Origin of the sequence: Flavobacterium sp. PL02, from assembly GCF_035013205.1 — a bacterium.
In the GTDB taxonomy this organism is placed as follows: Bacteria; Bacteroidota; Bacteroidia; order Flavobacteriales; family Flavobacteriaceae; genus Flavobacterium.
In genome coordinates, this window is the sequence record NZ_JAYGJP010000010.1 from 98,952 (window position 1) to 122,656 (window position 23,705).

Consider the following 23,705-nt stretch of genomic DNA (forward strand, 5'->3'; position numbering starts at 1 on the left):
TCCAAAAGCATCTTTAGTGAACTATTTTAATTTAAATTTCACTTTCGTTTTAATGTCTGTAGAAGAAGCTCCAATTAATGCCTCAAAATCACCAGGTTCTGCAACCCAGTCATGTTTAACAGGGTCGAAAAAGCTTAAAGCAGCTTTATCTACTGTAATCGAAACTGTTTTTTCTTCTCCAGCTTTTAAGCTTACTTTTTCAAATCCTTTCAATTCTTTGATAGGACGTGGTAAAGAAGATTTTAAATCACTTATGTATAACTGAACTGTTTCTGAACCGTCTTTGGTTCCTGTATTTTTCACTTTTACTGTAAATGTAATTTTATCTGCAGCCGTTATTTCTTTCGCGCTAGCGGTAACACTTCCGTATTGAAAAGTAGTGTAGCTTAATCCGTGTCCGAAGCTGAACAATGGTTTTACTTTTTGCTTATCTGCCCAACGGTATCCTACAAATATACTTTCGTTATAAGTCACCTCTGGACCTCCAGGAAATTCTCCTAAAGCGTGTGCTCCATTGTCTTTTAATTTTACCGGGAAAGTAAATGGTAATTTTCCTGATGGATTAGTATCTCCAACTAAAATTGATGCCAAAGCATTACCTGTTTCAGATCCTAAAAACCATCCTTGTACAATTCCTGGTACTTCGTTTACCCACGGCATTGCTACTGCATTTCCAGAAATATTTACAAATACAAGGTTTTTATTTGCTTTAAGCAATTCGGTTACAATTTTATCCTGATTGTACGGAAGGTCTAATGACAAACGATCTACACCTTCAGCATCTTGATGATTACTTTTGTTTAATCCACCAATAAACAATACAATGTCGGCCTTTTTAGCAACATCTATAGCTTCTGCTAATAATTGTTCTGCCGAACGTTTTTCTGATAAATCTTGCCCAGATGCAACTCCGTTATAACTACTTTCTGCATCACCTACATATCCACGAGCATAGATAATTTCAGCTTGAGATCCGATTCTTTTCTTTAAGCCATCAAGTGGAGAAATTTCATATTTTGCTTTCAAAGATGAACTACCACCTCCTACTGTCATCATCTTGATTGCATTTTCTCCAATAACTGCAATTTTCTTAGTTTTGTTAAGATTAATTGGCAATATATTATTTTTGTTTTGTAATAAAACAATTCCTTCTTCGGCAATTTTACGACCTGCAAGACCATGCTCTTCTGTTCCAAACGAACCAAAAGGTTTGTTTCTATCCATTGTTGTAAGGAATGCCAATCGAAGTATGTTACGTATTTTTTGATCTAATTCTTTCGTTCCTACTTTTCCTGATTTTATTAAATTCAGGTATGGTTTTGCCAAATAATAGTTATCATATGCATTGCTTGTTCCTGCAGATAAACCATTTGTCCATGTTCCGAATTCCATGTCCAGACCATTTGTAATTGCTTGTTCGGTATTACTAACGCCTCCCCAATCGGCAACAACAGCTCCTTTAAAACCCCATTCTCCTCTAAGAATATCGTTTAATAAAAACTCATTGTGGCAGTTAGGTTGTCCTTTGTATTTATTGTAAGAACCCATAATTGTCCAGGCATCTCCTTCTTGAACTGCTGCTTTAAATGCTGGTAAATAGATTTCGTACAAAGCACGATCATCTACATTTACATTTACTGTATGACGATTTGTTTCCTGATTATTTAATGCAAAATGTTTTACACAAGCTGCAACTCCGTTTTCCTGAACACCTTTAATGTAAGGCACAACCATTTTTGAAGCCAAAAACGGATCTTCGCCCATGTATTCAAAATTACGTCCGTTAAGTGGTGATCTGTAAATATTTACTCCAGGCCCTAATAAAACATTTTTATTACGGTAACGAGCTTCCTCACCTATAGATTTTCCGTATAATGCAGACATTTCTTTGTTCCAGGTTGCTGCAAGAGCAGTAAGCGCAGGAAATGCAATACAAGAATCATTTGTCCATCCTGCCTGATCCCATTCATCCCATAAAACTTCTGGGCGAATACCATGAGGACCATCGGTCATCCAGAAATCAGGAATTCCTAAACGTGGTACTCCAGGCGAACTAAATTTTGATTGCGCATGAACCATTGCTATTTTTTCTTCTAATGTCATTCTCGCAAGTGCATCCTCTACACGTTCCTGAATTGGCTTTTTATCATCTAGATAAACTGGCACTTTATTTTGTGCATTCATTCCGAATGAACCCAATAAAAGCAAAACAACAACTGCTTTAATGTTTCTAAACATAACTACTTATTTATTTTAATATAAAGACTAAACTTAAATTCTAGCTAATCTTAAACTAAGATTCCTATAATTAATATTGTAAAACTAAAACGTTATAGTTTACATAAGAAGTCTTATTATAGAAAAGTAGTAAATTAAAAACATAAAAAACTAAACAACAAGCAGTTAACTGATTTTAGAGCACGAAAAAAGTAGTAGATTTAAAATAAATTATTGCGTTTTGGCTACAATTAAGCCAATTTTCATAACCATTTCTTCAAAATCATTACGAGAAACTGCAGCCTTATTTCTCGCCCTTGTACGATAATTGTAAATGGTGCTTAATGAGTAACGAAGAAAAGCTGCGATTTTTACACTATCACTAATACCAAGACGTATTAATGCAAAAATTCGTAGTTCGGTATTTAATAATTCGCCCTGCTTAAGTACAATTTGTTCTTCTTTTATAAGCAAAGAATTAAAGTCTTTTACAAAAGTGGGATATAGATTTAAAAAGATAGTATCAAAGTTCTTGTACAACTCTTCGAGTTCATTATCGACCAAGGTGGTTGATTTTAAAATTTTATATAACTCATCAAACTGTTTGGCGGTAGCCTTCTTGTTTAGGGTAATACGGTAATTTTCTAATTTATTGATGTAAGTAGAACAAAGACTAAAAAAATGCGCGATGTACTCTTCTTTAATATGATTAGATTCTGATAATTGAGCGTTTCTTTCTTGCAACTGATTATTTGTGTTACTAATATCTGCATTTAGCTTTACCAGTTCTTCGCTAGTTTTCGAAAGTTCTTCTTTAATTCTCGAAACTCTTTTCATCTGCTTGTAAACATAAATTACAGCTACAACAAGAAAAACAGAAAGTATGCTTATAAATAAAAGGTACAATTGCAATTGACTTTTGCTTTTGGCTTCTTTCTCTAAATAGGCAGTATTGATAATCGAATATACTTCGGACATTTGTAGCGTACGGAATTGCACATTACAAAAAATAGCATCTTCGATAGCTGATCTTGTTAATTTATATGCAGTATCTACATCGCCTAATTCATAATAAACCAATGCCAATTCCTGGATAGAAGCATTGTCTTTTATAGAGTTTTTTAAATCCGCAGTAGCAGAGATTGCATAATATATTTTCTTTAATTCCAGATTCTCTTTCTTTTTATTGATGCTTCCCAAAAGATAAGCAATCATAGCATATTGCGGATTGTCATCATTTGTTTCTTTCAATAATTTTATCAAATCTTTCTCTGTACTATCAATTTTCCCTTCAGAAATATTCTTTTCGGCTAGATTGATCTTGTATTTCAGCGATTGCGGATTTAGTATTGCCAATAATGAATCGCGATACTTTACAACCTGTTCTACATACATCGGATTATAACTATTGGTCGAATAATGCGAGAAAAACTCACGATATCCTTCATAGTAATCTGGAAGTAATTGTGGTGATAATTGCTTTTTGTTTATACCTTTTAAAATTTCTTCGGACTCGCGGTATCTCCCCGATGAAGAATATAGATTTGCTAATTGTAATTGAGCCGTTTCTTCTAAATCTTTTTTATGAAGTTCATTGGCAATCTTCAGATTCTTTTTTACATAAAAAATAGCCGAATCTGAATCAAATTTTTGGTATTCTTTGTATAAACTCTTGTTGTAATTATACTCTTGATAATCCGTTAAGTCAGTCGATTTTATCTTTTTGAAATTAGCAATACGCTCTTCCTTTAACTCAACATATTTCTGCTTGTTCTTTAATGCTAAATTCAGTTTTACAAATACCGAATCGGCTCTGTTTTCAGCATAAGCAGGAAAGCATACAATAACCAGAAAAAGAAACAAAAAAGTATTTTTCAAAACCGTTTTTAGATATAAATAATTATGATAGCCAAAGATAGTAAAGTGCAATTAATTTTAAAGGTTCTTTCTTTATAAGGCTCATTCTTTATAAGGTTCTAAGAAACTAAGGTTCTAAGGCACTAAGAAACTTTGCTCACTTTGCGCTAATTTATTCTTCTGCCACAGATTAAAAAATCCGTTTTTATCCGCGTTTTTGCTCCAGCAAATCTGTGGCATCCGCGTTACTTTATGGACAATATGATACAATTTTAACCACAAAACATAAAAAAAGCACCCAATCATGGATGCTTTTAATTTATCTTGTAAAAGATTCAGTTCTTATTTAAAATTGAAGCTAAATACAGCTCCTAATCCAAACTGATATGAAGCTACATAATCAGTTACAGCCACTGGGCCATAATAATATGTCCAATAATAGCTATTTCCTACCGCAGTGCTCACAGATTGCAAATAGGCATTTAAGTTTATTGATAGTAATGAACTTGTTCTTAGTTTTACACCAGCTTTAACATCCCATGCAAAATTAGTATCACTACCATTACGTGGTATTTGGACAATTGCAACTCCAAGACCTCCTCCTAAATAAGGGGAAACATTAGATGAACCGGTATCAAAATAATAAGTTCCTTCACCAAGAATAAAATTAAAAGTTGATTTATCATCACCAGCATTAATTTGATTTCCTAATATGTATATAGGTAAATCAACCTGCTGTCTTAAATATTTTAATTCGACAGAAGCGTTCTTTGTAATAAAATACTCAAAACCAGCACCATATTCAAATCCATCACCTACTTCTCCAGAGGAATTATAATACGATACTTTATCAGAAAAAGTATATCCTCCGTATAGGTTAAGAGAAAAAGAATTTGCGTCTTGGGCTTTCACTCCCATCGACACTAAAAAAACAACAAATAATAGACTGAAATGTTTCATAATTTTTGATTTTGATTATTAAAATGTAATTCCGTTTGGGGCAATAAAATAATTATAATCCTAAAATTAATCTTACTTTTTTAATCAGCCTATTTTTCTCAAATAAGTATGTTTCATTTTCTAAAATGGAACATAATTTGCCTAAAATCTCCAAAAAAACTAAAAATTTTCGTTTTAAACAGTTAGTATTTTCTATCTAAAAAAATAAAAATTTAATTCTTTAATTTATCCCAAAAAGTCTTATTAATTTATAACTTCGGTTTTTTTGACCAAAAATCTGGCGTGTCAAGTCAATATTTACGGAACAAAAAGAGAAATCTAGTTTTTTAGATTATCTAAACAGAATCACATAAAGTAAACAATAGCAAAACGGCTGTTTTAATAAAAGACAGTACAAATTATTTAAAAATTAAAAAAACGCAATGCAGAAATTTAATGCTCTAAAATTTACCTTCATTTTAGTATCAACATTGGTAATAATTCAAAATGGAAATGCACAATCTAATAAAGGATTAATATCTCCATCTAATGCTACAATAAATAATACAGCTAAGCAAAAATTAGAAAATCAGAATCAAGAAAATGCAAAAAAATGGCTGATCAAAACTATTGAAACCAATTTTAATAAAGACACTTATGAAATGAGTGATATGACTACCAAAACCTATGCTCAGTATAAAAGTGATGCCATAAATATTGAGTATGATAATGGGTTAACGGAAGAGTCTTTTAAAAAGAAATGGAAAAATAAATTTGATACCAAATACGTTGCCATGAATGGTTTTCTTGTTCCAACACAAGATTATGGGAAAATAAAAGTATCTAGCTGCAAATTATTATATGTAATAAAAGACAAAGGCTTTGTTTTTGAAACCATAATTAAAGATCTTACTTTTAAAACAAGTTATAAAAGAGATATAAAAGTGATTCCATCTGGCAAATCATTTTTAATAGCCGATGTTAAGGAATATTAATAAAAAATGAAACATATTTTCTTTATTAAAAACCAAGCAAATTTATAAATTCAGATTTCATTCAAAATTGAATTAGTAAATTGCAGTATGAAAATTTTAATAATAGAAGACGAATTAGAAATAGCTGCAAGTATAAAAAGCTATTTTAAGCCCAATGGTATTCATTGTGAGACATCTGGAACATACAAAGATGCTCTTGATAAAATCAATGCTTATGATTACGATTGTGTATTATTAGACTTAATGCTTCCTGATGGAGATGGTTTTGATATCTTAAAAGAATTAAAAAAAAGAAATAAAACCGAAGGCGTTATTATTATTTCTGCCAAAGAAACACTGGATACCCGAATTGAAGGTTTCAATCTTGGAGCCGATGACTATTTGACTAAACCTTTTCATTTATCTGAATTACTAGTACGAATTCAAGCGCTTATTAGACGTAAAAACTTTAAAGGAAATAATAATGTTATCTTTAATGAAATTGTCATTGATATTCTTTCTAAAACTGTCACAGTAAACAATACCAGATTAGATATCACAAAAAAAGAAATAGATTTATTACTGTTTTTAATTGGTAATGAAACCAAGGTATTATCTAAAGGTGCTATAGCCGAGCATCTTTCGGGAGATATGGCGGATATGCTCGACAATCATGATTTTGTTTACGCGCATATAAAAAACTTAAAAAAGAAACTAAACAATGCAGGAAGTGGCGATTATATAAAAACGGTGTATGGTTTAGGATATAAATGGGATAATGAATAAGAAACTTTTAAATAAAACAACGACCAGTTTTTTGATATTTTCAGTTTTTATACTGTTAATATCAGTTCCTGTTTTTTACTACATTACCGAACGATTATATCTGGAAGAAACCGATGAAACGCTCACTTTGCATAAGGATGAATTCTTAAAAAATGAGTTATCAAAATTTGATAACAAAGACATCGCTTTATGGAATAAATACAATCGAAACGTTCAAATTATTCCATCTCATATTGCTGTTAAAGACACCATTTTTAATAAAGTTTATTTTGATGAGCTAGAAAACGAAAATGAACCTTACAGAGAACTTAATGCTCCAATTATAATAAAAGGACAACCATACACTTACATAGGAAGAATTAACCTAATAGAGACTGAAGATTTGGTAACAAGTATTGCTATGTTATTTCTCGTTGTAATTATCATTTTACTTTTAGGGATATTAATCATTACCAAAATTTCGTCCAGAAAACTTTGGAAACCGTTTTACGATACGCTAGACCAAATTCAGGGATTTGAAATAGACAAAAATAAGACCCCTCGTTTTATGGATACTGATGTAGAAGAATTTGACCGTCTTAATAAAAGTCTTAATCGTCTTATCGAAAAAAATACTGATATTTATAACAATCAGAGAGAATTTGTCGAGAATGCTGCACATGAGTTACAAACCCCATTGGCACTTTTTCAGACAAAAATTGATACCCTTTTTCAGCTTGATATAACCCAAGAACAATCGGAGGTTTTAAGTTCTCTAAACAAAGATGTTTCCAGACTTAATAGACTTAATAAAAATCTTTTGCTATTATCTAAAATTGAAAACGAAAATTATCTCGACAAGCAACCTATTGTTATAAATGAGTATTTAAAAAAACATCTCGATTTCTTTACAGAACAAGCAAAGGCCAAAAACCTCACCATAGTTATCGAATATACCGAAAAACTAAAAATAGAAGGAAATCCATCGCTAACAGAAGTACTTATTAATAATTTGTTTCTTAATGCTATTAGACACAATATTAAAAACGGAAAAATTAGCATTATAATTACTGGCGATTCTATTACGTTTTTAAATACTGGTCAGGAAACACCATTGGTTGTCGATAAATTATTCAATCGTTTTTCTAAATCAAATCCTTCATCACAAGGCAACGGACTAGGAATGGCGATTATAAAGAAAATAACTGAAATAAGTCATTGGAAAATAGACTACGCATTCGAAAATAATTTGCATCGTTTTACCGTTAAATTCTAAAAATTCAAACTTCCTACAGATTCCAAGAGTAATTTTGAAGTAGATATTCATCAATCAAAAAATAAAAAAATATGAAAACCTCAATACTAACACTTTTTGCAATACTAACTTCGGCTTTTGCAATGGCACAGGCTCAGGATTTAGACCCAAAAGATGTTCCTGGAATTGTAAAATCGACTGTTTTAATAAAATTTCCAGATGCAACAAATATAAAATGGGAAAAAGAAAAGGATAATTACGAAGCCTCATTTATTTATGAAAAACAAGAACAATTTGCTTTATTAGATCCTTCTGGAAACCTCATCGAAACCGAAATAAAAATAACGAAAGATGATTTGCCTAATAGTGTTTTGCCATACGTTAAAGTTAATTACCGTCGCAAAAAAGTTAAAGAAGTCTCTAAAGTTAAAGACGCAAACGGCAAAGTTTTTTATGATGTAGAAATCTATAAAAAAGATATACGATTTGACCATAAAGGAAATTTCGTAAAAGAAATCGACGAATAACCTACATCTTTCGTCTAGAGAACGTATCAGAATCTCCCTAGTCCTGATACATTTTTAACTGAAACACATTTTTAAAAACAGAATTTACAAATGCTATATAGAGTAATCATCTATAACTAGCAAAGGAATCTATTTGCCTATTTTTTTGGCAAAACAAATCATTGAATACCATATAAAATGAAAGCAAAAATAATTTTGTTGCTTGCTCTGGCTCTATTTATAGCTACAAAAGTAACAGCACAAACCAAAACGGTTACCATATCTGGAATAATAAAGGATAAGACTTTAAAGACTTCAATTCCTTATGTAAATATTGTTTTAAAATCATCCAAGAATCAGTCATTTATTGCAGGAACAGTTAGTAACGAAGAAGGTCGTTTTACATTATCGAATATTAACTCCGGGAATTATATCTTAGAAATTAGTTTCTTAGGATATAAAACCAAAAATCAATCCTTATATGTAGGTACATTATCAGAATTTCTGGATTTATCCAATATAGAACTTGAGGAGGATATAAACACATTAAATGAAGTGGTTGTAAAAGCATCTAAAACCGATGAAGTATCGGCTAAAATGGATAAAAAAGTTTTCTCTGTAGCCGATAATATTACCCAAAGTGGTGGTTCGGTTTTACAATCTATGCAAAGTCTTCCCGGCGTTACTGTACAAGACGGAAAAGTACAATTGAGAGGCAATGATAAAGTAATGGTTCTTATCGATGGGAAGCAAACTGCATTGACTGGTTTTGGTAATCAATCGGGATTGGACAATATTCCTGCATCGGCAATAGAAAAAATAGAGATTATAAATAATCCTTCGGCTAAATTTGATGCCAATGGTAATGCGGGAATTATTAATATTATCTACAAAAAGAACAAACAAGAAGGTTTTAACGGAAAAATAGGTATTGCATCTGGATATGGTTCTTTATGGGAACGTAAAGCTAATTTGCCAACCATACGACCGCAATACCAGGTTACACCAAAAATTAATCCTTCGCTTTCGCTAAATTATCGCAAAAACAAAATTAACGCCTACTTACAAGCCGATTATTTATATACCGAAACACTCAATAAAAATGAGTTTGTTACCCGAACTTATGATGATGGCACTGTTATAAACCAGCAAACAAAGAGAAATCGCGATACCCATTTTACAACTATTAAAACAGGGCTGGATTGGAATTATAATGAGCAAAATACATTTGCATTCTCGGGTATGTTTGGGAGCGAAAAGATTATTGATAATGGCGATGAACCCTTTTTTAATCAAGACTATTCGCAACGTTTACGATTATGGCAATTTCTAGAAGATGAACTAAAAACAACAGTAATGGTTTCGGCATCTTACCAACATAAATTTAAAGAAGCAGGTCATAAATTAAACGCAGGAATTAATTACACCTATCACAGAGAAGACGAGAAGTATTTCTTTGATAATATTATGCCCCCCTTTACAGGAAAAGATTCCTTTAAACTACTTTCTGACGAAAAAGTAATCGATATAAATGTCGATTATATTCAGCCTTTAAAATACGGTCGTTTTGAAACTGGATTAAAATTCCGAAACAGAGAAATCCCTACCAATATGCAATTTTTCCCTGGTATAAATTCTCCTTTGGATCCAAATGCTGGTGGCTGGGCAACCTACAAAGAAATTATCCCGGCATTGTACGGAAACTATATATTCGAAAATAATAAAATCGAAGCCGAAGCTGGTTTACGTGTCGAATATGTTAAGTTACAATATGACGTAAATCCCAACCATCCTACATACAAAAGTGATGGTTACGATTATACACAGCCCTTCCCTAGCCTTCGATTTGGTTATAAAATAAATGACAAGAATAAAATAACGGCTTTTTATAATCGTAGAGTCGATAGACCAAGTGAAGTAGATATTAGAATTTTTCCTAAATATGATGATGCCGAAATTATAAAAGTGGGGAATCCTGCCTTAAAGCCACAGTTTACAAGCGCATTTGAACTTGGTTACAAAACGAACATTAATAAAGGTTATTTATTTGCATCGCTTTACCATCGGTTTGTAAACGGTACTATAAGCCGCATAGCAACCACAGCGCCAGATAGTAATCTTATTTATAATGTTTTCCAGAATGCAAACAGAAGTTCATCTACAGGTATAGAAGTAGTATACGCTAAAGAAATTAACTCTTGGTATTCTTTTAATTTAAACGGAAACGGATATCAAAATGATATAGAAGCATTTACTGTTACCAATTTATATCCTGTACCAACAACCTATTTTGGGAAAAGACAACAGATTTTTTCTGGAAATATAAAGTGGAACAATACTTTTCAGTTAAATAAATCTACCAGTGGTCAATTATCTGCCGTATATTTGGCCCCTGATATAATTCCGCAAGGAAAAATAAATTCTCGTTTCTCGATAGATTTAGGAGTTAAAAAAACTGTTCAGAAAGGAAAAGGCGAAATTTTTCTTAATGCAACAGATATTTTAAATACCCTTGTAATCAAGAAAGAGATTCAAGGCGATGGCTTTAGCTATAACAGTCGTGATTACTATGAAACACAAGTTGTACGATTTGGTTACAGTTATAAATTTTAAAATTATAATTCAGAATTTGATTAGAAACTTTAAGCCATTTTATTCATAAAAACACTAGATTGCACACTGTATTTTTTACAAAAAATTAAAATAAATAATGACATATATTCACTTTATAGTTAACCCAATTTCGGGCAATGGTAAACACAATATTACAGGAGATTTTTTAAAAGATTCTTTCCCAAGTTCTGAATTTAAAATCGAAATTGATTACACAAACCACAAAAAACATGCTATCGAATTAACGAAAGCCGCTGTAGCTAATAATCCAGACTATATCGTAGCTTGTGGTGGTGATGGTACTATAAATGAAGTTGCTTCTTGCCTTATTGGTACTACTATAAAATTAGGAATTATCCCAGTAGGTTCAGGAAATGGTTTAGCATCTAATCTAAATATTCCAAGAAAATTTGAAAAAGCAATCGAAATCATCCGTAAAGGAACCGTTTCAACTATAGATGTTGGTAAAATAAACAATCAGTATTTTTTTAGTAATACAGGAATCGGAATCGATGCAATGATTATAAAAAAATATGAAAACTCAGGCAAACGTACACTTATCGCTTATGTAAAAGCAGCATTATCATCTAGTCTTGAATTTAAAACTCAAGAAACAAAACTATCTTTTGATAATAAAGAGGTAATTGCAAATCCGTTTTTATTATTCATTTCAAACTCTAACGAAATGGGATATAATATGAGCTTAACGCCAAAGGCAAGTCTTAACGACGGCTGGCTGGATATGATAGTAGTACCTAAACTATCATTTCTTGAAAAAATGACACTTGGTTACCATGTATTACGTAATACTGTCGAAAAATTTAAAAAAGCCCAACATACATTAATACAAGATTTAACGATAGAAGTTCCAACAGCAACATCTCTAGATGCGCAAATAGATGGAGAATCTTATAATCTTAAAACCAATAGCATAAAGGTATCTATCATTAAAAATGGACTTACCGTTATTACCGACTAGAGAAAATTATAGCATTTTTTTACTATTCTTACTATAAGCCTCAATAAAATGAGGCTTTTATTTTTTATGCTTTATATAACATAGGTTTTTTGATTATATTTGAAAGCTAAATCGATTTATTAACAACTATTATTTCATTGCAATTATGGATCTGAAACTTTTCATTCCTCAAAGTAAGTTATTGCAAAACTATATCGATTATTTTTATATCCTAAAAAAAGCTCCAGATACAGAAAACGTTCGCTATTATACATTCCCTTACGTAAACTCTATTGTTTCTATTAATCAATATCCAGAGTTTATATTCGAAAAGAACAAACTAACCGTTGGTAAAAACATCAATAATCCGTTACTAGCCACGCTTATATGCGGTTATACCAAACCTATCGAAATTAGTATTCCTGGTTATATCCATGAAATCACTATTAGTTTTAAACCTTTAGGAATAAATGCATTCTTAGAAAAAAACCTCAACTTTTATAACGGAAAATCCTTCTCGTACTTTAATCCATTTAGTGATTTTAGCGCCTCGATGACGGATATTATGGATACAGTTCTGGCAGAAGATAAAATAAAAAAATTAGAACAATATTTCATTAGTAAATTCAAAGGATTTAGTCACCCTTTTTTAGGGTCAATCCTTAAGGATATGCAAAATAGCGAAGGTAATTATACGATTAAAGACCTTGCTGATAAATATAAAATAAGCCGTAAGACGTTATGTAAACATTTTGAAATACATATAGGCAAAACACCATCTGAACTACGTAAAATCATTAGATTTCGGCAAGCAATGCACCAACAAATGAATATGCGTACAAAGAACAATTTTTCGGATATTACTTATCAACTTGATTTTTTTGATCAATCGCATCTTATCAAAGATTTTAAATCAATAACAGGCTTTACGCCTAAGTCATTTTTCAACAGAATAACTGCTCATGAAGACGGAAATATTAATTGGTTGTATATATAATTACTTAGGGTTACATTTTTACAATTTTAGAAGAATACAACTAGATATTTTTGTTAGATAATTCCCATATTTCATAATCACAATCAGTATGCTTGTATCACTAATTACAATCTTATTTAGGATGATCTTAAATCTGATTTAGGAAAAAACGGAAACAAATTTAACCTCATAATAGACCAGAAAACCAGTAGATTGAGAAAAATGCAAAAATAGAGCCGCGCTATTTTTGCATTATTATTTTATAGGCCTGTCTAAAACCCCATTGCAAACCCAAACCCTATTTGTTTGCCATTATAAAAAGGAGTAATCATAGAAGTAACACCTTTTTCTCTTTCACCAAAAATTTTCTTAGTTACATAAGGACTTACCCAATATGCAATTTTTGTACTCAGGATACCAATTCCTGCACCAGCAGCAACATCAGTAAGCCAGTGTCTGTCGTTTACCATTCTAAAAATTCCAGTTCCAGTTGCCACAGCATAACCTGCAATACCGTACCATATCGATTTATCTTTATATTCCTGATACAAGAACTCTGCTCCTGCAAAAGCGGTTGCTGTATGCCCTGAAGGAAATGAATTATTAGAGCTTCCGTCTGGCCTTTCGACCTTAGTAATAGATTTTAAGGCTAATACTGTAGCTGTCATAATAACATAAGACGTCCCTAAGATTATAGTTCTGTCTTTTAAATTATTTTTTCCCTCTACGCCAAATGCATTCAAAGCATAAACAGAAACTGCCGGAGCATACTGCGAAAAGTCATCAATTGTAATTCTGGTATCAATATCCTCTTTTACTTCATCATGAATTTGAGAGTTAAAACCTTTTAACTGATCACTTTCAAGACCTATAATCCCATATCCAATTAAAACACCCGGAATAATAAGCTGTTTGTAATTGAATTTCAAATTCTGAACCGTATCATTTTTCACAGTTACGGTATCTTTTACAGTATTTTGAGCTTTAAGAGTTATAACGCTCAACAATGAAAACAGAATGATTTTTAGCATTTTTTAAAAGATTATAAATTAGTAATACACAAGTGAATAAATAAACAAGCGTAATTTTTCTTCATAACAACTATTTAAAATGTTTTGGGTATTATAAATTCAATGCTAAATATTAAACAATACTAATGTTGTATTATACTACAAATTTCATATCCAATTTTGAATAAATTCTGCATTTTGAATAAACTCTCCTATCTTTTTAATTAATATCTTCGCTAAGTCCTAAATCATATAACAACTTTTGCATGAAATTTATTTAAATGAAAGAAGATAGCTCCATAAGACAACGAACTATAACAGCAATAAATCGATCTGTAATGAATCCAGAGGAATGGCTTTATTCTAAGGTTTCAACTGATTTAAAAAATGATACTTTTTTATTTGAGGATAATGAATTACCTATTTTTGAAATTGAAACCTCAAAAGCAAAAACAATTATTACAACTCGTCGGATTTTAGAAAAAGAGAATGAAAATTTGAAACTAATTAGTTTTGATGATATTGACGATATAATTTTTGGAGATTTTAAAGGACAAATAAATAAACCTGAATTATCAATATTCCGAATTGTAGATATTTACGGTGAAGAACAAAATTTTCAGATGGAGACAGGAAAAGCTGCAATTGGATTGATAAAAGCTATCAATACTGTTACAAGATTAAGAAAAAATAAAAATAGTAAAATCCGCTATGAATTCTAAACCCGTTCTACTAGCATCAGCACTAATAATAATTGTAACTATATTTTATTCTTGCAATCAAAAAAAAGAAAGTGAAGTTATAGAAATAGATCCATTATCAATTGAATATCATTAATATTCTCTAAAACAAAAACTCAATCAATAATAAAACCCAAAACGCATACAAATTGAAATTAATACCCTTTTTAAATCCCGAAACAAACAAAACAGCCTATAAATGCGAATGTTGTGATGTAATTTATAATGACCTTCCCCTTTGTTTTGGTTCCGATTATCCTGAATATTATTTCTCTGTTCCACCAGAAGAAAGAGAACAAAGAATTCAACTCGAAGAAAGTTTATGCGTTATCGATGATAAATACTTTTTTCATCGTGGCAGACTAACAATTCCGATTATTGACCATCATGAAGATTTTGCTTTTGATATTTGGACATCTATAAGTCCTGAGAATTTTGAAATCAGAATAAATTTGTGGGAAGACGAAAACCGAACCAAACAAGAGCCTTATTTTGGTTGGCTACAAACCATGGTTCCTAATTACGGAGAAACATTAAGCTTAAAAACAATCGCTATAGAGCAAGAACTTGGATTTATTCCTGAGATTAAATGTATCGAAGAAAATCATCCTCTAACAATCGATCAAGAAAACGGAATAACATTTGAAAAAGCAAAAGAAATGGTTGAAAATATATTGAGACAATCTCATAATCTATAAATTAAGTATCGGGTTTTTACCACACAAACCTAACAGGTTTTTAAAACCTGTTAGGTTTAACACAGTAATAATTTAAACCTATAATAGTAAAAACATGGAAATAGAATATACCAATTTATACGGAAAACCACTTACTGCTCAACAAATAACATCAAGTGAAATCTATATAAAAATATATAAAGAAAATAATAGACTTAGAAAAAAAGAATATTATGAAAACAACATATTATTCAATGAATTAAATTATCTTGATTTTGGTTCTTCTCATCAAGATTTATTAGCACTACATACAGAATCTCTTGGTGTATTAGAAATCGAAGATATTAATGCAAATTACACTAAAGTACATTCCTTCGTTTATTACAATAACATATTAGAAAACAAAGGCATAGAAATACAATCAAATAAAAAAACTATAATGACACAAGATTTAGACATACAAACTAATCTTCCGATTTATAATAAAACCTATAAATATTATGAAGACCAATCAAGTAGCTATGAATTTGAGTTTAAATATTATTATTCTGGTGAATTAGCTTCTGTAATAGCTTCAAATCATGCAAAAAATTTTAATGAACAATATAAGTTTAGTGAATTAAATTTAATTCCAAATTTTGAATGGTGGAATCAATATTCATCTTATTATTTAAATGCAGAACCGTCAGTACCTAATGAGATTATTATAATCTAAATTCAGAAAAACAAATTAATTATCTCCGACGCTCAGATATGACACAACGATAGCTCGAAAATCCCACCTGCTGCCGTGTGCACAATGTCAAGCAACAAGCAATTCAACAAAATATTCCCATATTCATAAAAAAGCAAAACAAAAGCATATCTTTGAAAAATATGAAAAACAAAAGAACCTATCCTAAAAACATGCGACTTGTCGTGATACTACTTGCTGTGGTGTTTGCGCTTACTCCATGTTCGGTAAAAAGTTCTTTATTTGCTGCTTTTGATATAGAGTACTTCCAAACGCTTAATAAGAACCAAACTACCCAAACAGCAGTTTCTTATTGCGAAGTAGAAGAATCAAACGTTAATCAGTCAGAAAACAGCGTTGAGAGACTCCACAAACAAATTCCTGTTTTACCCGTTTCTGTTTCTCAAAATCAAATTTTATTAGCAACAGCATTACATAAAAAAGATATTTATGTAAATGTAGCCGCTGTAAACACTCCCCCTTTGTATATTTTATATAAACGATTAAAATCCGATTTGGCATAATCCAGAACAGTCGCATTTTATATACAATCGTTTTTTAAAATTAAAATATACACTTATGAAAAATATTCATTCAAATCAGTCATACAACTTGGCTGGTCTTTTTACGCTTTCTATTAGGCTTGTTATTGGCTGGACATACTTTTCGGCTTTCTGGCGAAGGCTTGTTCTCGAAAACAAATTAATTCAGGATGAAGCAGGATATATTGGCGAAAAATTCAATCATTTCCTTCCCAATGCTTTAGGAATAAAACCTATAATCGAATACTTAGTTACAAATCCCGAAGCACTTTGGTGGTCTATGGTTAGTTTTACCATTATCGAAGCCATTGTAGGATTATTGATAATGCTAGGCTTCTTTACCCGATTAATGAGTATAGGAGTCTTTAGTTTAGCCATGGGAATTTTGTTAGGTTCTGGTTGGATTGGTACCACTTGTCTAGACGAATGGCAAATCGGAGTATTGGGAATTGCTTGTGGTTTTACGCTATTTTTAAGCGGAAGTGGTTCTTATTCCCTAGACAATTATTTCATAAACAAAGATTATGCTTTCACAAAAACAAAATGGTTTTCATGGCTTGGTTCAGGTAGTCTTCCTATTGCAAATCTTAAACCAGTAGTTCTTGTTATTTCCTTGCTTATATTCTCGCTTACTTTGTATACCAACCAATATTTTCATGGTGGAGTATTTGGAAAACTACATAACAAATCGGTAAAACCAAAAGTAGAAATTAGCGATGCAACTATAAAAAATGAAGCCTTACAATTCCAGATATACCGTACAGAAGGTGTTGATGTTTACGGTTCGTTTTTAATTGGGATTCAGTTAAAGAATGAACAAGGAGAAATTATTTTTGATTTAAAAGGGGAAGATTTAGCTAAATTCTCTAAAAAAGATATAGCCAATATATATGTTACAAAAGTAAAACCAGGCAAACACAGTTTAATAATTCCGCTTGGCGCAAAAGCAATTCTGAATATTGATTTAAAGAATTATCAATTACCAAAAGGCACTAATTACACTTTAACTCTTACCGATATTAGCGGTACAGAATGGACGAGTAAAGTGGCAAAATAATCTATAAATAATTTTAAGTTTGGCGAGATAGAAGCATATTTTTATTTGTATTTTCGTTCAATAGAAAATACATTGTTTCTATTTCGCCAAGCTTTTTTTAATTATTCAAAATCTTATAATGACCATTACAGAACTAAATACGAATGAAACTATAGAAATTAAAACGGCTACAAATATTAGAAGACGATTTCTTGCTGCGTTTATTGACTATGGAATTATTAATACAAAATGCTATTTAATAATAACAGTATTTGGAACTCCAGACGAAAACGGAAATTTTCATTTATCAGGTTGGTCAGCTTTAATCCCCTTTTTAGTTTGGGCATTTTGGACAATTGGATTAGAGCAATACTTTGGAGCTACCTTAGGAAATTCTATCGTAAACTTAAAACCAATCTCATTATATAATTCTAGATTAAGATTAACTTTTAGTCAATCTCTAAAAAGACACCTACTTGACCCAATTGATATGTTTTTCTTTGGTTTAATTGCATATTTAATCATCAAAAACACAGAAAAAAATCAAAGATTAGGAGATTTATGGGCAAATACTACAGTTATAAAAATAAATAATTAAACTCAACAATGGTAAAATTCGGCTATACAATATTATATGTTAACGATGTAAGTAAATCAATTTCGTTTTATGAAAATGCATTTGGTTTTACAAGAAAATTCATAACTCCCGAAAATGATTACGGAGAACTTAGCACTGGAGAAACTACGATTTCATTTGCATCAAAAGAATTGGCTAATTCTAATTTAAAAGACGGTTTTATCGAAAGTGATTTAACCAATAAACCTTTTGCAACCGAATTGGGTTTTATAACCGATAATGTAAATGAAGTACTTGCTAAATCTAAAGAAGCTGGCGCAATCATTTTGCAAGAAGCAAAACAAAAACCTTGGGGACAAACAGTTGCTTATGTAAGAGATATTGATGGCTTTTTAATCGAGATTTGTACTCCGATGGGATAAATATTACGAACAAAGAAATCTAATTTATCAAAAATCAACACAAAGGCATGAGTAGCAGCACAAAATAAAGGACATTATTCATTTCATAAATTCTATCCTATTTTGACCATAGCCCACAGTTTTAACCGTGTGATGCCAATTGTGATAATACATTGCATTCCAACGGTAGAAATTGTAGACTATGTTTGTAATGTGTTATCAATTATTCACAAAATAGCCACAATCTTGTCACCCTGACGAAGGAAGGGTCTCATCAAGTAGTTCTACAAAAATTATGGAGTTTCTTACGGAGATTTACTACGTCTGTTCGCTACCGCTCGGGTCTCTTTCATCGGAATGAAAAGATTATCTAAAATCAAGCTATTTCAAAATATAAATTTAGAATAACAATAAATTTAATTAGTAATTATAGTACAAAATAGAATATATTAGCTTCGCCTAAAAAAGTAAATAAAAGCTAAAACAAAACAATGGAAGAATTAAGACCTAACGGACAAAGAGCTAAAAATGCAATGCTATTAATATGGATTGTTATGGCAATTGAATTGGTAGCGTTAATTTCTAAATGTTTTCAATATAATTTACTGCAAACTGCTGTAAATGGAGGCGTTATAACCACAGATGAAGCAATTGCAAATGATACTACCGAACAAACTATTGCAATCCTTTATTTGATTGTTTATATTATTTCTGCAGTAACTTTTATCCAATGGTTTAGACGTGCTTATTACAATCTTCACTTAAAAACTGAATTTTTATCCCATTCTGAAGGTTGGGCTGCAGGAAGTTGGTTTGTTCCAATTATTTCTCTTTACAGACCTGTACAAATAATGAGAGAACTATATGAAGAAACAGAATCTTACTTAACAGAAAAAGGGCTGAATATTGATGATAAACTCAAAACTAATATGCTAACTCCATGGTGGACACTTTGGATAATTAGTAACATATTAGGACGAATAATTTCTAAATACCCAACTAATAGTATAGATGACTTAATTAATAGCACAATTGCAAGTATAGTTTTAAATATCATTGGAATACCTCTTGCGCTAGTTGCTATAAAAATCATTAAAGATTATTCACGTGTAGAACCGCTACTTATTGAAGTAGAAAATAATGAGAAACAAATTAAAACTAAAGAACTTTTAGTTGAATCAAATCTAGAAATATCGTAGATTATTTTATTCCACCTCAACCATCAATGAGAGAAACCTAAAGAAACACTTACCAGAATTATAAAAATTACGATTAAAGTGATTACTACATACAGATAGTCTTTCTCTAATAAAAAAGAAAATAACGACAATAATACTCGCAATACTGGGGTAAGAAACAGCAATATTACACCAAAGAATATTATCGATTCTCCATTACCCTGAATAACTCCGTTGTATATTGCGGAGATTACCTCGAAGATGTTTCTGTCGTTTTCCTTAAATACCGAATAATCTTCAATATCATTGCCGTGATGCATCAAATAAACAACTCCACCAATAAAAGCTACCGATAACGAAATCCATACTCCGTAACGCAATAAATTACCTATAATGGTCTGAAAATCTTTTTCTCCAAATTTTTCGTGTGTCATAATCTTAGATTTTTCCGTTAAGTCCATTATAAATCATATTTACTGCAAGTACAAAAATCAGACAAGCAAAAAAGATACGAAGCTTTTTAGGATTTGTTTTTACTAACACTTTGGCTCCAGCCATAGCTCCAAATAATACACCAATAACAACTGGCATACAGATTCCTGGTTCTATATATCCTTTTTGGATATAAATTACAGAACTCGCCATTGCTGTAACTCCCATCATAAAATTACTAGTTGTGGTAGAAACCTTAAATGGAATTCGCATGATATTATCCATTGCAATAACCTTAAAAGCACCAGAACCAATTCCTAACAATCCCGACATCATTCCGGCAATTCCCATCATACTAAATCCACCAACAACATTTTTTGTTCCGTAGCTTACAACCTCCCCGTCATGAGTGGGGTAAGTTCCTTGTAAACGTAACTTTTTAGCCAATGGACTTGACTCTAAAACAATATGTTCTTCTTTTTTTCGTAGTGAATTAATAGCCGAAAAGATTAATGTAAGTCCGAATAAAACAGCGATAAAAGATGTTGGTGCAATTGTAGAAAGTAGTGCGCCACCAACTGCTCCAATAGTAGTTGCAATCTCGAGGAAAATCCCCAAACGCATATTGGTAATTCCTTCTCTTACATAAGCTGCGGCTGAGCCTGATGAAGTTGCAATTACCGATACAAGTGCCGCTCCAATTGCGTAATGTATATCGACTCCCAGAATGACTGTTAATAATGGTATAATGATTATTCCACCTCCTAAACCTGATAATGAACCTATGAAACCTGCTAAAAAAGCACCAAAAATCATAATCAGGGTAAATGTAAGTACTGTCATCCGAATGTATTTATATCGCCGCTAATTTACGAATTGATATTTATTATTTCAGATTTCTGTTTCATAACAAAATATTAAAAAACCTTATCCCTTCCTTTTTAATAGTAGATTCCCGTAATTAAGTGTTATTTTTGATATTCATTTTTAAATCGATTTATGATGAACGTTGTCTAAAATGGGACGCAGATGACGCGGATTCGCCAAGGCGAAAACACGGAAAAAAACGGATTTTAAAACTGATAGAAAGAAAAAGAATCCGTCTTTATCAGCGTCTTTACATTAGTAAATCCGCGTCATCTGCGTCCCATTACAAACAATCTTTGCAATTAGAATAAATACAAGAAACAACTATTATATGAATGTTTTACTCATTGAGGATGATAAACGCATAAGCGAATTTATTGTAAAAGGTTTGGAAGAAAACAATTTTACAGTGCACCTTGCCGAAACTGGAGAGATTGCCCGTGACTTAATACAAGACAATACTTGGGATATTATCCTGATGGATATTATGCTTCCAGGCATCGATGGTATTCAACTAACTAAATTGATGCGTTTTAAAAAAATTTATACACCCATATTAATGCTCAGTGCACTTAGTAATACCGATGATAAAGTAAATGCGTTAGATTCTGGTGCCGATGACTACCTCGTGAAACCTTTTCATTTTCAGGAATTAATCTCCAGAGTTAATGCGCTTACGCGAAGAACCAAATTTAACTATGATAAAGTCGAAACACTTTATACCTGCGGAAGCTTAACCATAAACCCCGAAGAACATAAAGTTACCGAGAATAATGTACCTATTGATTTATCTCCAAGAGAATACAAACTGCTATTGTTTTTACTAGAAAACAGAAATAAAGTAATGTCCAGAACCCAAATATTAAATGCTGTATGGGGAATTAATTATGATAATAACACCAACGTAGTCGATGTTTATATTTCTTACTTAAGAAACAAAATCGAACAAAACCATAAATTTATCCATACCATAAAAGGGACAGGATATATGATTAAAGAATAGTCATGAAAATACGCAACCGATTTACATTAATATCATCATTTACGTTTAGCATTGTATTTATAATTGCTTCGATTATAACGTACTTTTCTTTTTACAGCTATTCTGAAAAAATAATGTATAATGAACTTCAAAAAACGTGCTTGCTTACAGGGATTTTCTACTTAGAAAAAGATGAATTACCCGAAAATCAACATTTAATCATCGGACAGCAATTCAGAGAAAATTCACTCGAAATAGTTACTCGTGTTTATAACAAAGAAAATCAAATTGTATATGGCGATAAAGGAAATGATAAGAATATAAATAAAGAGCGACTTGATTATATCCGAAAAAATAGAAAGTTGAGTTTTAAATCAAACCATCATTTTTATTTCGGAAGTTATTACCATGACAATCAAGGAGATTTTGTTGTTTTTGTAAAGAAAAATGATGTCGAATTCAAAACCATTACAAACCGATTGCTTATCATCATGATTTTGGTTTTAATTATCGGACTTGTAATAATATATCTGGTTAGCCGTAAACTATCAAATCTTGCTTACAGTCCTATAAAAAACATTGTAAATCAGGTAAACGAAATCGAAGCTTCATCACTAGACAGACAAATTATTTCTCCTGATACTAAAGACGAAATACAAGAGCTCATAGAAACCTATAACAACTTGTTCAAGCGATTATCTGATACTTTTGTAATTCAGAAAAACTTCATCAATTATGTTTCACATGAATTTAAAACGCCATTAACAGCTATATCTGGAAACCTGGAAGTATTTGCTCAAAAAGAAAGAACTAGTGCCGAATATAAAGAAATGTCCGAAAAAGTATTAGAGAACGTTTATCAAATTGAAGATACGCTCAACACGCTTATGATGCTTTCGGGATTAAGAGATAATACAGAGCTTAATGAAATTTTCAGAGTCGATGAACTTGTATGGGATATTAACGACCAATTGCCAGATGTTTATCAATTAAAAGATGCTCAAATACAAATTGCAATAGAGATTGTTAATGACAAACTACTTTCGATAAGAGGAAATAGTAACGAAATTAAGATTGCCTTGTACAATATTATCGAGAATGCTGTAAAATATTCAAAAGGGAATCCTATAAAAATAAGTCTATTACAACAAGATAATCAACTAAAAATCGTAATCGAAGACCACGGAACTGGCATTAGCGAAGAAGACCTAAAATTCATCAAACAAACCTTTTACAGAGGTAAAAATGTAAATGATATAAAAGGTAGCGGCGTAGGACTTTCTTTGGCTAATATTATCTTTAAGCAGAATAATATTCATTTTACGATTACTTCAAAAAAAGGCGAAGGCACTACAGTAACATTACTATTCCCACCACTCTAATCGTTTTCTAATGTTGCTCTAATCCTCTTTTAACATACATCAAATTATCATTTAATATGGCGCAAGTAGCTTTGCATCATCTTAAAAT

The 23,705-nt window shown here is 31.2% G+C and carries 23 protein-coding genes; 17 read left to right on the top strand and 6 right to left on the bottom strand.

All coding sequences use genetic code 11. From position 1 onward, the window contains the following. Positions 1–21 precede the first annotated feature (21 nt). The 3 genes from SHI72_RS20780 to SHI72_RS20790 all read right to left on the bottom strand — a co-directional run bounded on the left by SHI72_RS20780 (position 22) and on the right by SHI72_RS20790 (position 5,034). Complete coding sequence (locus SHI72_RS20780; protein WP_039119468.1) at positions 22–2,238, bottom strand: glycoside hydrolase family 3 C-terminal domain-containing protein; 2,217 nt, start codon at positions 2,236–2,238, stop codon at positions 22–24. A gap of 210 nt (positions 2,239–2,448) precedes the next feature. Further along, positions 2,449–4,095, bottom strand: coding sequence for a DUF6377 domain-containing protein (locus tag SHI72_RS20785; protein ID WP_323491261.1), 1,647 nt, complete (start codon positions 4,093–4,095; stop codon positions 2,449–2,451). 321 nt (positions 4,096–4,416) lie between these two features. Further along, the gene (locus SHI72_RS20790) at positions 4,417–5,034 is read right to left on the bottom strand and encodes an outer membrane beta-barrel protein (protein WP_039115730.1); all 618 of its coding nucleotides are present in this window, start codon (positions 5,032–5,034) and stop codon (positions 4,417–4,419) included. 422 nt (positions 5,035–5,456) lie between these two features. Between SHI72_RS20790 and SHI72_RS20795 the strand changes: the two genes are divergently transcribed. The 7 genes from SHI72_RS20795 (at position 5,457) to SHI72_RS20825 (ending at position 13,081) form a co-directional block, all read left to right on the top strand. Beyond that, the gene (locus tag SHI72_RS20795; RefSeq protein WP_323491262.1) at positions 5,457–6,008 is read left to right on the top strand and encodes a hypothetical protein; all 552 of its coding nucleotides are present in this window, start codon (positions 5,457–5,459) and stop codon (positions 6,006–6,008) included. A gap of 87 nt (positions 6,009–6,095) precedes the next feature. Further along, on the top strand, positions 6,096–6,773 hold the full coding sequence (locus tag SHI72_RS20800; RefSeq protein ID WP_039115732.1) for a response regulator transcription factor: 678 nt from the start codon (positions 6,096–6,098) through the stop codon (positions 6,771–6,773). Continuing rightward, positions 6,766–8,028, top strand: coding sequence for a HAMP domain-containing sensor histidine kinase (locus SHI72_RS20805; RefSeq protein WP_323491263.1), 1,263 nt, complete (start codon positions 6,766–6,768; stop codon positions 8,026–8,028). The genes SHI72_RS20800 and SHI72_RS20805 overlap by 8 nt, the downstream gene beginning before the upstream one ends. A 71-nt stretch (positions 8,029–8,099) precedes the next feature. Continuing rightward, positions 8,100–8,534 carry a PepSY-like domain-containing protein gene (locus SHI72_RS20810; protein WP_052250122.1) on the top strand — a complete coding sequence of 145 codons (435 nt, stop codon included), beginning with the start codon at positions 8,100–8,102 and terminating at the stop codon, positions 8,532–8,534. A gap of 177 nt (positions 8,535–8,711) precedes the next feature. Further along, entirely contained in the window at positions 8,712–11,126 is a 2,415-nt protein-coding gene (locus SHI72_RS20815) for a TonB-dependent receptor domain-containing protein (protein WP_039119465.1), read from the top strand. Positions 11,127–11,223: 97 nt separating this feature from the next. Then, positions 11,224–12,105 (top strand): diacylglycerol kinase family protein, encoded by an 882-nt coding sequence (locus tag SHI72_RS20820; protein ID WP_323491264.1) that lies wholly within the window; start codon positions 11,224–11,226, stop codon positions 12,103–12,105. Positions 12,106–12,250: 145 nt separating this feature from the next. Beyond that, positions 12,251–13,081 carry a helix-turn-helix transcriptional regulator gene (locus SHI72_RS20825; RefSeq protein ID WP_323491265.1) on the top strand — a complete coding sequence of 277 codons (831 nt, stop codon included), beginning with the start codon at positions 12,251–12,253 and terminating at the stop codon, positions 13,079–13,081. Positions 13,082–13,332: 251 nt separating this feature from the next. On the opposite strand, the gene SHI72_RS20830 is transcribed toward SHI72_RS20825, so the two are convergent. Then, positions 13,333–14,091 carry a phosphatase PAP2 family protein gene (locus tag SHI72_RS20830; protein WP_323491266.1) on the bottom strand — a complete coding sequence of 253 codons (759 nt, stop codon included), beginning with the start codon at positions 14,089–14,091 and terminating at the stop codon, positions 13,333–13,335. A gap of 260 nt (positions 14,092–14,351) precedes the next feature. On the opposite strand from SHI72_RS20830, the gene SHI72_RS20835 reads away from it, so the two are divergent. The 8 genes from SHI72_RS20835 to SHI72_RS20870 all read left to right on the top strand — a co-directional run bounded on the left by SHI72_RS20835 (position 14,352) and on the right by SHI72_RS20870 (position 19,975). Further along, entirely contained in the window at positions 14,352–14,792 is a 441-nt protein-coding gene (locus SHI72_RS20835) for a hypothetical protein (RefSeq protein ID WP_323491267.1), read from the top strand. 167 nt (positions 14,793–14,959) lie between these two features. Beyond that, positions 14,960–15,508 carry a DUF2199 domain-containing protein gene (locus SHI72_RS20840; RefSeq protein ID WP_323491268.1) on the top strand — a complete coding sequence of 183 codons (549 nt, stop codon included), beginning with the start codon at positions 14,960–14,962 and terminating at the stop codon, positions 15,506–15,508. Positions 15,509–15,602: 94 nt separating this feature from the next. Further along, complete coding sequence (locus SHI72_RS20845) at positions 15,603–16,202, top strand: hypothetical protein (RefSeq protein ID WP_323491269.1); 600 nt, start codon at positions 15,603–15,605, stop codon at positions 16,200–16,202. A 161-nt stretch (positions 16,203–16,363) separates the two neighbouring features. Next, positions 16,364–16,744: a hypothetical protein gene (locus SHI72_RS20850; RefSeq protein WP_323491270.1), complete on the top strand. Its 381-nt coding sequence runs from the start codon at positions 16,364–16,366 to the stop codon at positions 16,742–16,744. 55 nt (positions 16,745–16,799) lie between these two features. Beyond that, positions 16,800–17,819 (top strand): TQO small subunit DoxD, encoded by a 1,020-nt coding sequence (locus tag SHI72_RS20855; protein ID WP_323491271.1) that lies wholly within the window; start codon positions 16,800–16,802, stop codon positions 17,817–17,819. 118 nt (positions 17,820–17,937) lie between these two features. After that, the gene (locus tag SHI72_RS20860; protein WP_323491272.1) at positions 17,938–18,396 is read left to right on the top strand and encodes an RDD family protein; all 459 of its coding nucleotides are present in this window, start codon (positions 17,938–17,940) and stop codon (positions 18,394–18,396) included. An 8-nt stretch (positions 18,397–18,404) separates the two neighbouring features. After that, positions 18,405–18,797, top strand: a complete 393-nt coding sequence (locus SHI72_RS20865; RefSeq protein WP_323491273.1) for a VOC family protein — start codon at positions 18,405–18,407, stop codon at positions 18,795–18,797. Between the two features lie 470 nt (positions 18,798–19,267). After that, on the top strand, positions 19,268–19,975 hold the full coding sequence (locus SHI72_RS20870; protein WP_323491274.1) for a DUF4328 domain-containing protein: 708 nt from the start codon (positions 19,268–19,270) through the stop codon (positions 19,973–19,975). A 23-nt stretch (positions 19,976–19,998) separates the two neighbouring features. Here SHI72_RS20870 and SHI72_RS20875 read toward each other — a convergent pair whose 3' ends face one another. Continuing rightward, on the bottom strand, positions 19,999–20,388 hold the full coding sequence (locus SHI72_RS20875) for a DUF1634 domain-containing protein (RefSeq protein WP_039115856.1): 390 nt from the start codon (positions 20,386–20,388) through the stop codon (positions 19,999–20,001). A gap of 4 nt (positions 20,389–20,392) precedes the next feature. Beyond that, positions 20,393–21,229: a sulfite exporter TauE/SafE family protein gene (locus SHI72_RS20880; protein WP_323491275.1), complete on the bottom strand. Its 837-nt coding sequence runs from the start codon at positions 21,227–21,229 to the stop codon at positions 20,393–20,395. 355 nt (positions 21,230–21,584) lie between these two features. Here SHI72_RS20880 and SHI72_RS20885 point away from each other — a divergent pair, with 355 nt between their 5' ends. Together SHI72_RS20885 and SHI72_RS20890 are read left to right on the top strand one after the other, a co-directional pair. Next, positions 21,585–22,256 (top strand): response regulator transcription factor, encoded by a 672-nt coding sequence (locus tag SHI72_RS20885; RefSeq protein ID WP_323491276.1) that lies wholly within the window; start codon positions 21,585–21,587, stop codon positions 22,254–22,256. Positions 22,257–22,258: 2 nt separating this feature from the next. Beyond that, on the top strand, positions 22,259–23,617 hold the full coding sequence (locus SHI72_RS20890) for a sensor histidine kinase (RefSeq protein WP_039119451.1): 1,359 nt from the start codon (positions 22,259–22,261) through the stop codon (positions 23,615–23,617). The last annotated feature ends 88 nt before the right edge of the window (positions 23,618–23,705 follow it).

Excerpts from the sequence above, each read along its gene's own strand:
- SHI72_RS20780 (WP_039119468.1), bottom strand. The coding sequence starts at position 2,238 with ATGTTTAGAAACATTAAAGCAGTTGTTGTTTTGCTTTTATTGGGTTCA.
- SHI72_RS20790 (WP_039115730.1), bottom strand. The coding sequence starts at position 5,034 with ATGAAACATTTCAGTCTATTATTTGTTGTTTTTTTAGTGTCGATGGGA.
- SHI72_RS20795 (WP_323491262.1), top strand. The coding sequence starts at position 5,457 with ATGCAGAAATTTAATGCTCTAAAATTTACCTTCATTTTAGTATCAACA.
- SHI72_RS20800 (WP_039115732.1), top strand. The coding sequence starts at position 6,096 with ATGAAAATTTTAATAATAGAAGACGAATTAGAAATAGCTGCAAGTATA.
- SHI72_RS20805 (WP_323491263.1), top strand. The coding sequence starts at position 6,766 with ATGAATAAGAAACTTTTAAATAAAACAACGACCAGTTTTTTGATATTT.
- SHI72_RS20810 (WP_052250122.1), top strand. The coding sequence starts at position 8,100 with ATGAAAACCTCAATACTAACACTTTTTGCAATACTAACTTCGGCTTTT.
- SHI72_RS20815 (WP_039119465.1), top strand. The coding sequence starts at position 8,712 with ATGAAAGCAAAAATAATTTTGTTGCTTGCTCTGGCTCTATTTATAGCT.
- SHI72_RS20820 (WP_323491264.1), top strand. The coding sequence starts at position 11,224 with ATGACATATATTCACTTTATAGTTAACCCAATTTCGGGCAATGGTAAA.
- SHI72_RS20825 (WP_323491265.1), top strand. The coding sequence starts at position 12,251 with ATGGATCTGAAACTTTTCATTCCTCAAAGTAAGTTATTGCAAAACTAT.
- SHI72_RS20830 (WP_323491266.1), bottom strand. The coding sequence starts at position 14,091 with ATGCTAAAAATCATTCTGTTTTCATTGTTGAGCGTTATAACTCTTAAA.
- SHI72_RS20835 (WP_323491267.1), top strand. The coding sequence starts at position 14,352 with ATGAAAGAAGATAGCTCCATAAGACAACGAACTATAACAGCAATAAAT.
- SHI72_RS20845 (WP_323491269.1), top strand. The coding sequence starts at position 15,603 with ATGGAAATAGAATATACCAATTTATACGGAAAACCACTTACTGCTCAA.
- SHI72_RS20850 (WP_323491270.1), top strand. The coding sequence starts at position 16,364 with ATGAAAAACAAAAGAACCTATCCTAAAAACATGCGACTTGTCGTGATA.
- SHI72_RS20855 (WP_323491271.1), top strand. The coding sequence starts at position 16,800 with ATGAAAAATATTCATTCAAATCAGTCATACAACTTGGCTGGTCTTTTT.
- SHI72_RS20860 (WP_323491272.1), top strand. The coding sequence starts at position 17,938 with ATGACCATTACAGAACTAAATACGAATGAAACTATAGAAATTAAAACG.
- SHI72_RS20865 (WP_323491273.1), top strand. The coding sequence starts at position 18,405 with ATGGTAAAATTCGGCTATACAATATTATATGTTAACGATGTAAGTAAA.
- SHI72_RS20870 (WP_323491274.1), top strand. The coding sequence starts at position 19,268 with ATGGAAGAATTAAGACCTAACGGACAAAGAGCTAAAAATGCAATGCTA.
- SHI72_RS20875 (WP_039115856.1), bottom strand. The coding sequence starts at position 20,388 with ATGACACACGAAAAATTTGGAGAAAAAGATTTTCAGACCATTATAGGT.
- SHI72_RS20880 (WP_323491275.1), bottom strand. The coding sequence starts at position 21,229 with ATGACAGTACTTACATTTACCCTGATTATGATTTTTGGTGCTTTTTTA.
- SHI72_RS20885 (WP_323491276.1), top strand. The coding sequence starts at position 21,585 with ATGAATGTTTTACTCATTGAGGATGATAAACGCATAAGCGAATTTATT.
- SHI72_RS20890 (WP_039119451.1), top strand. The coding sequence starts at position 22,259 with ATGAAAATACGCAACCGATTTACATTAATATCATCATTTACGTTTAGC.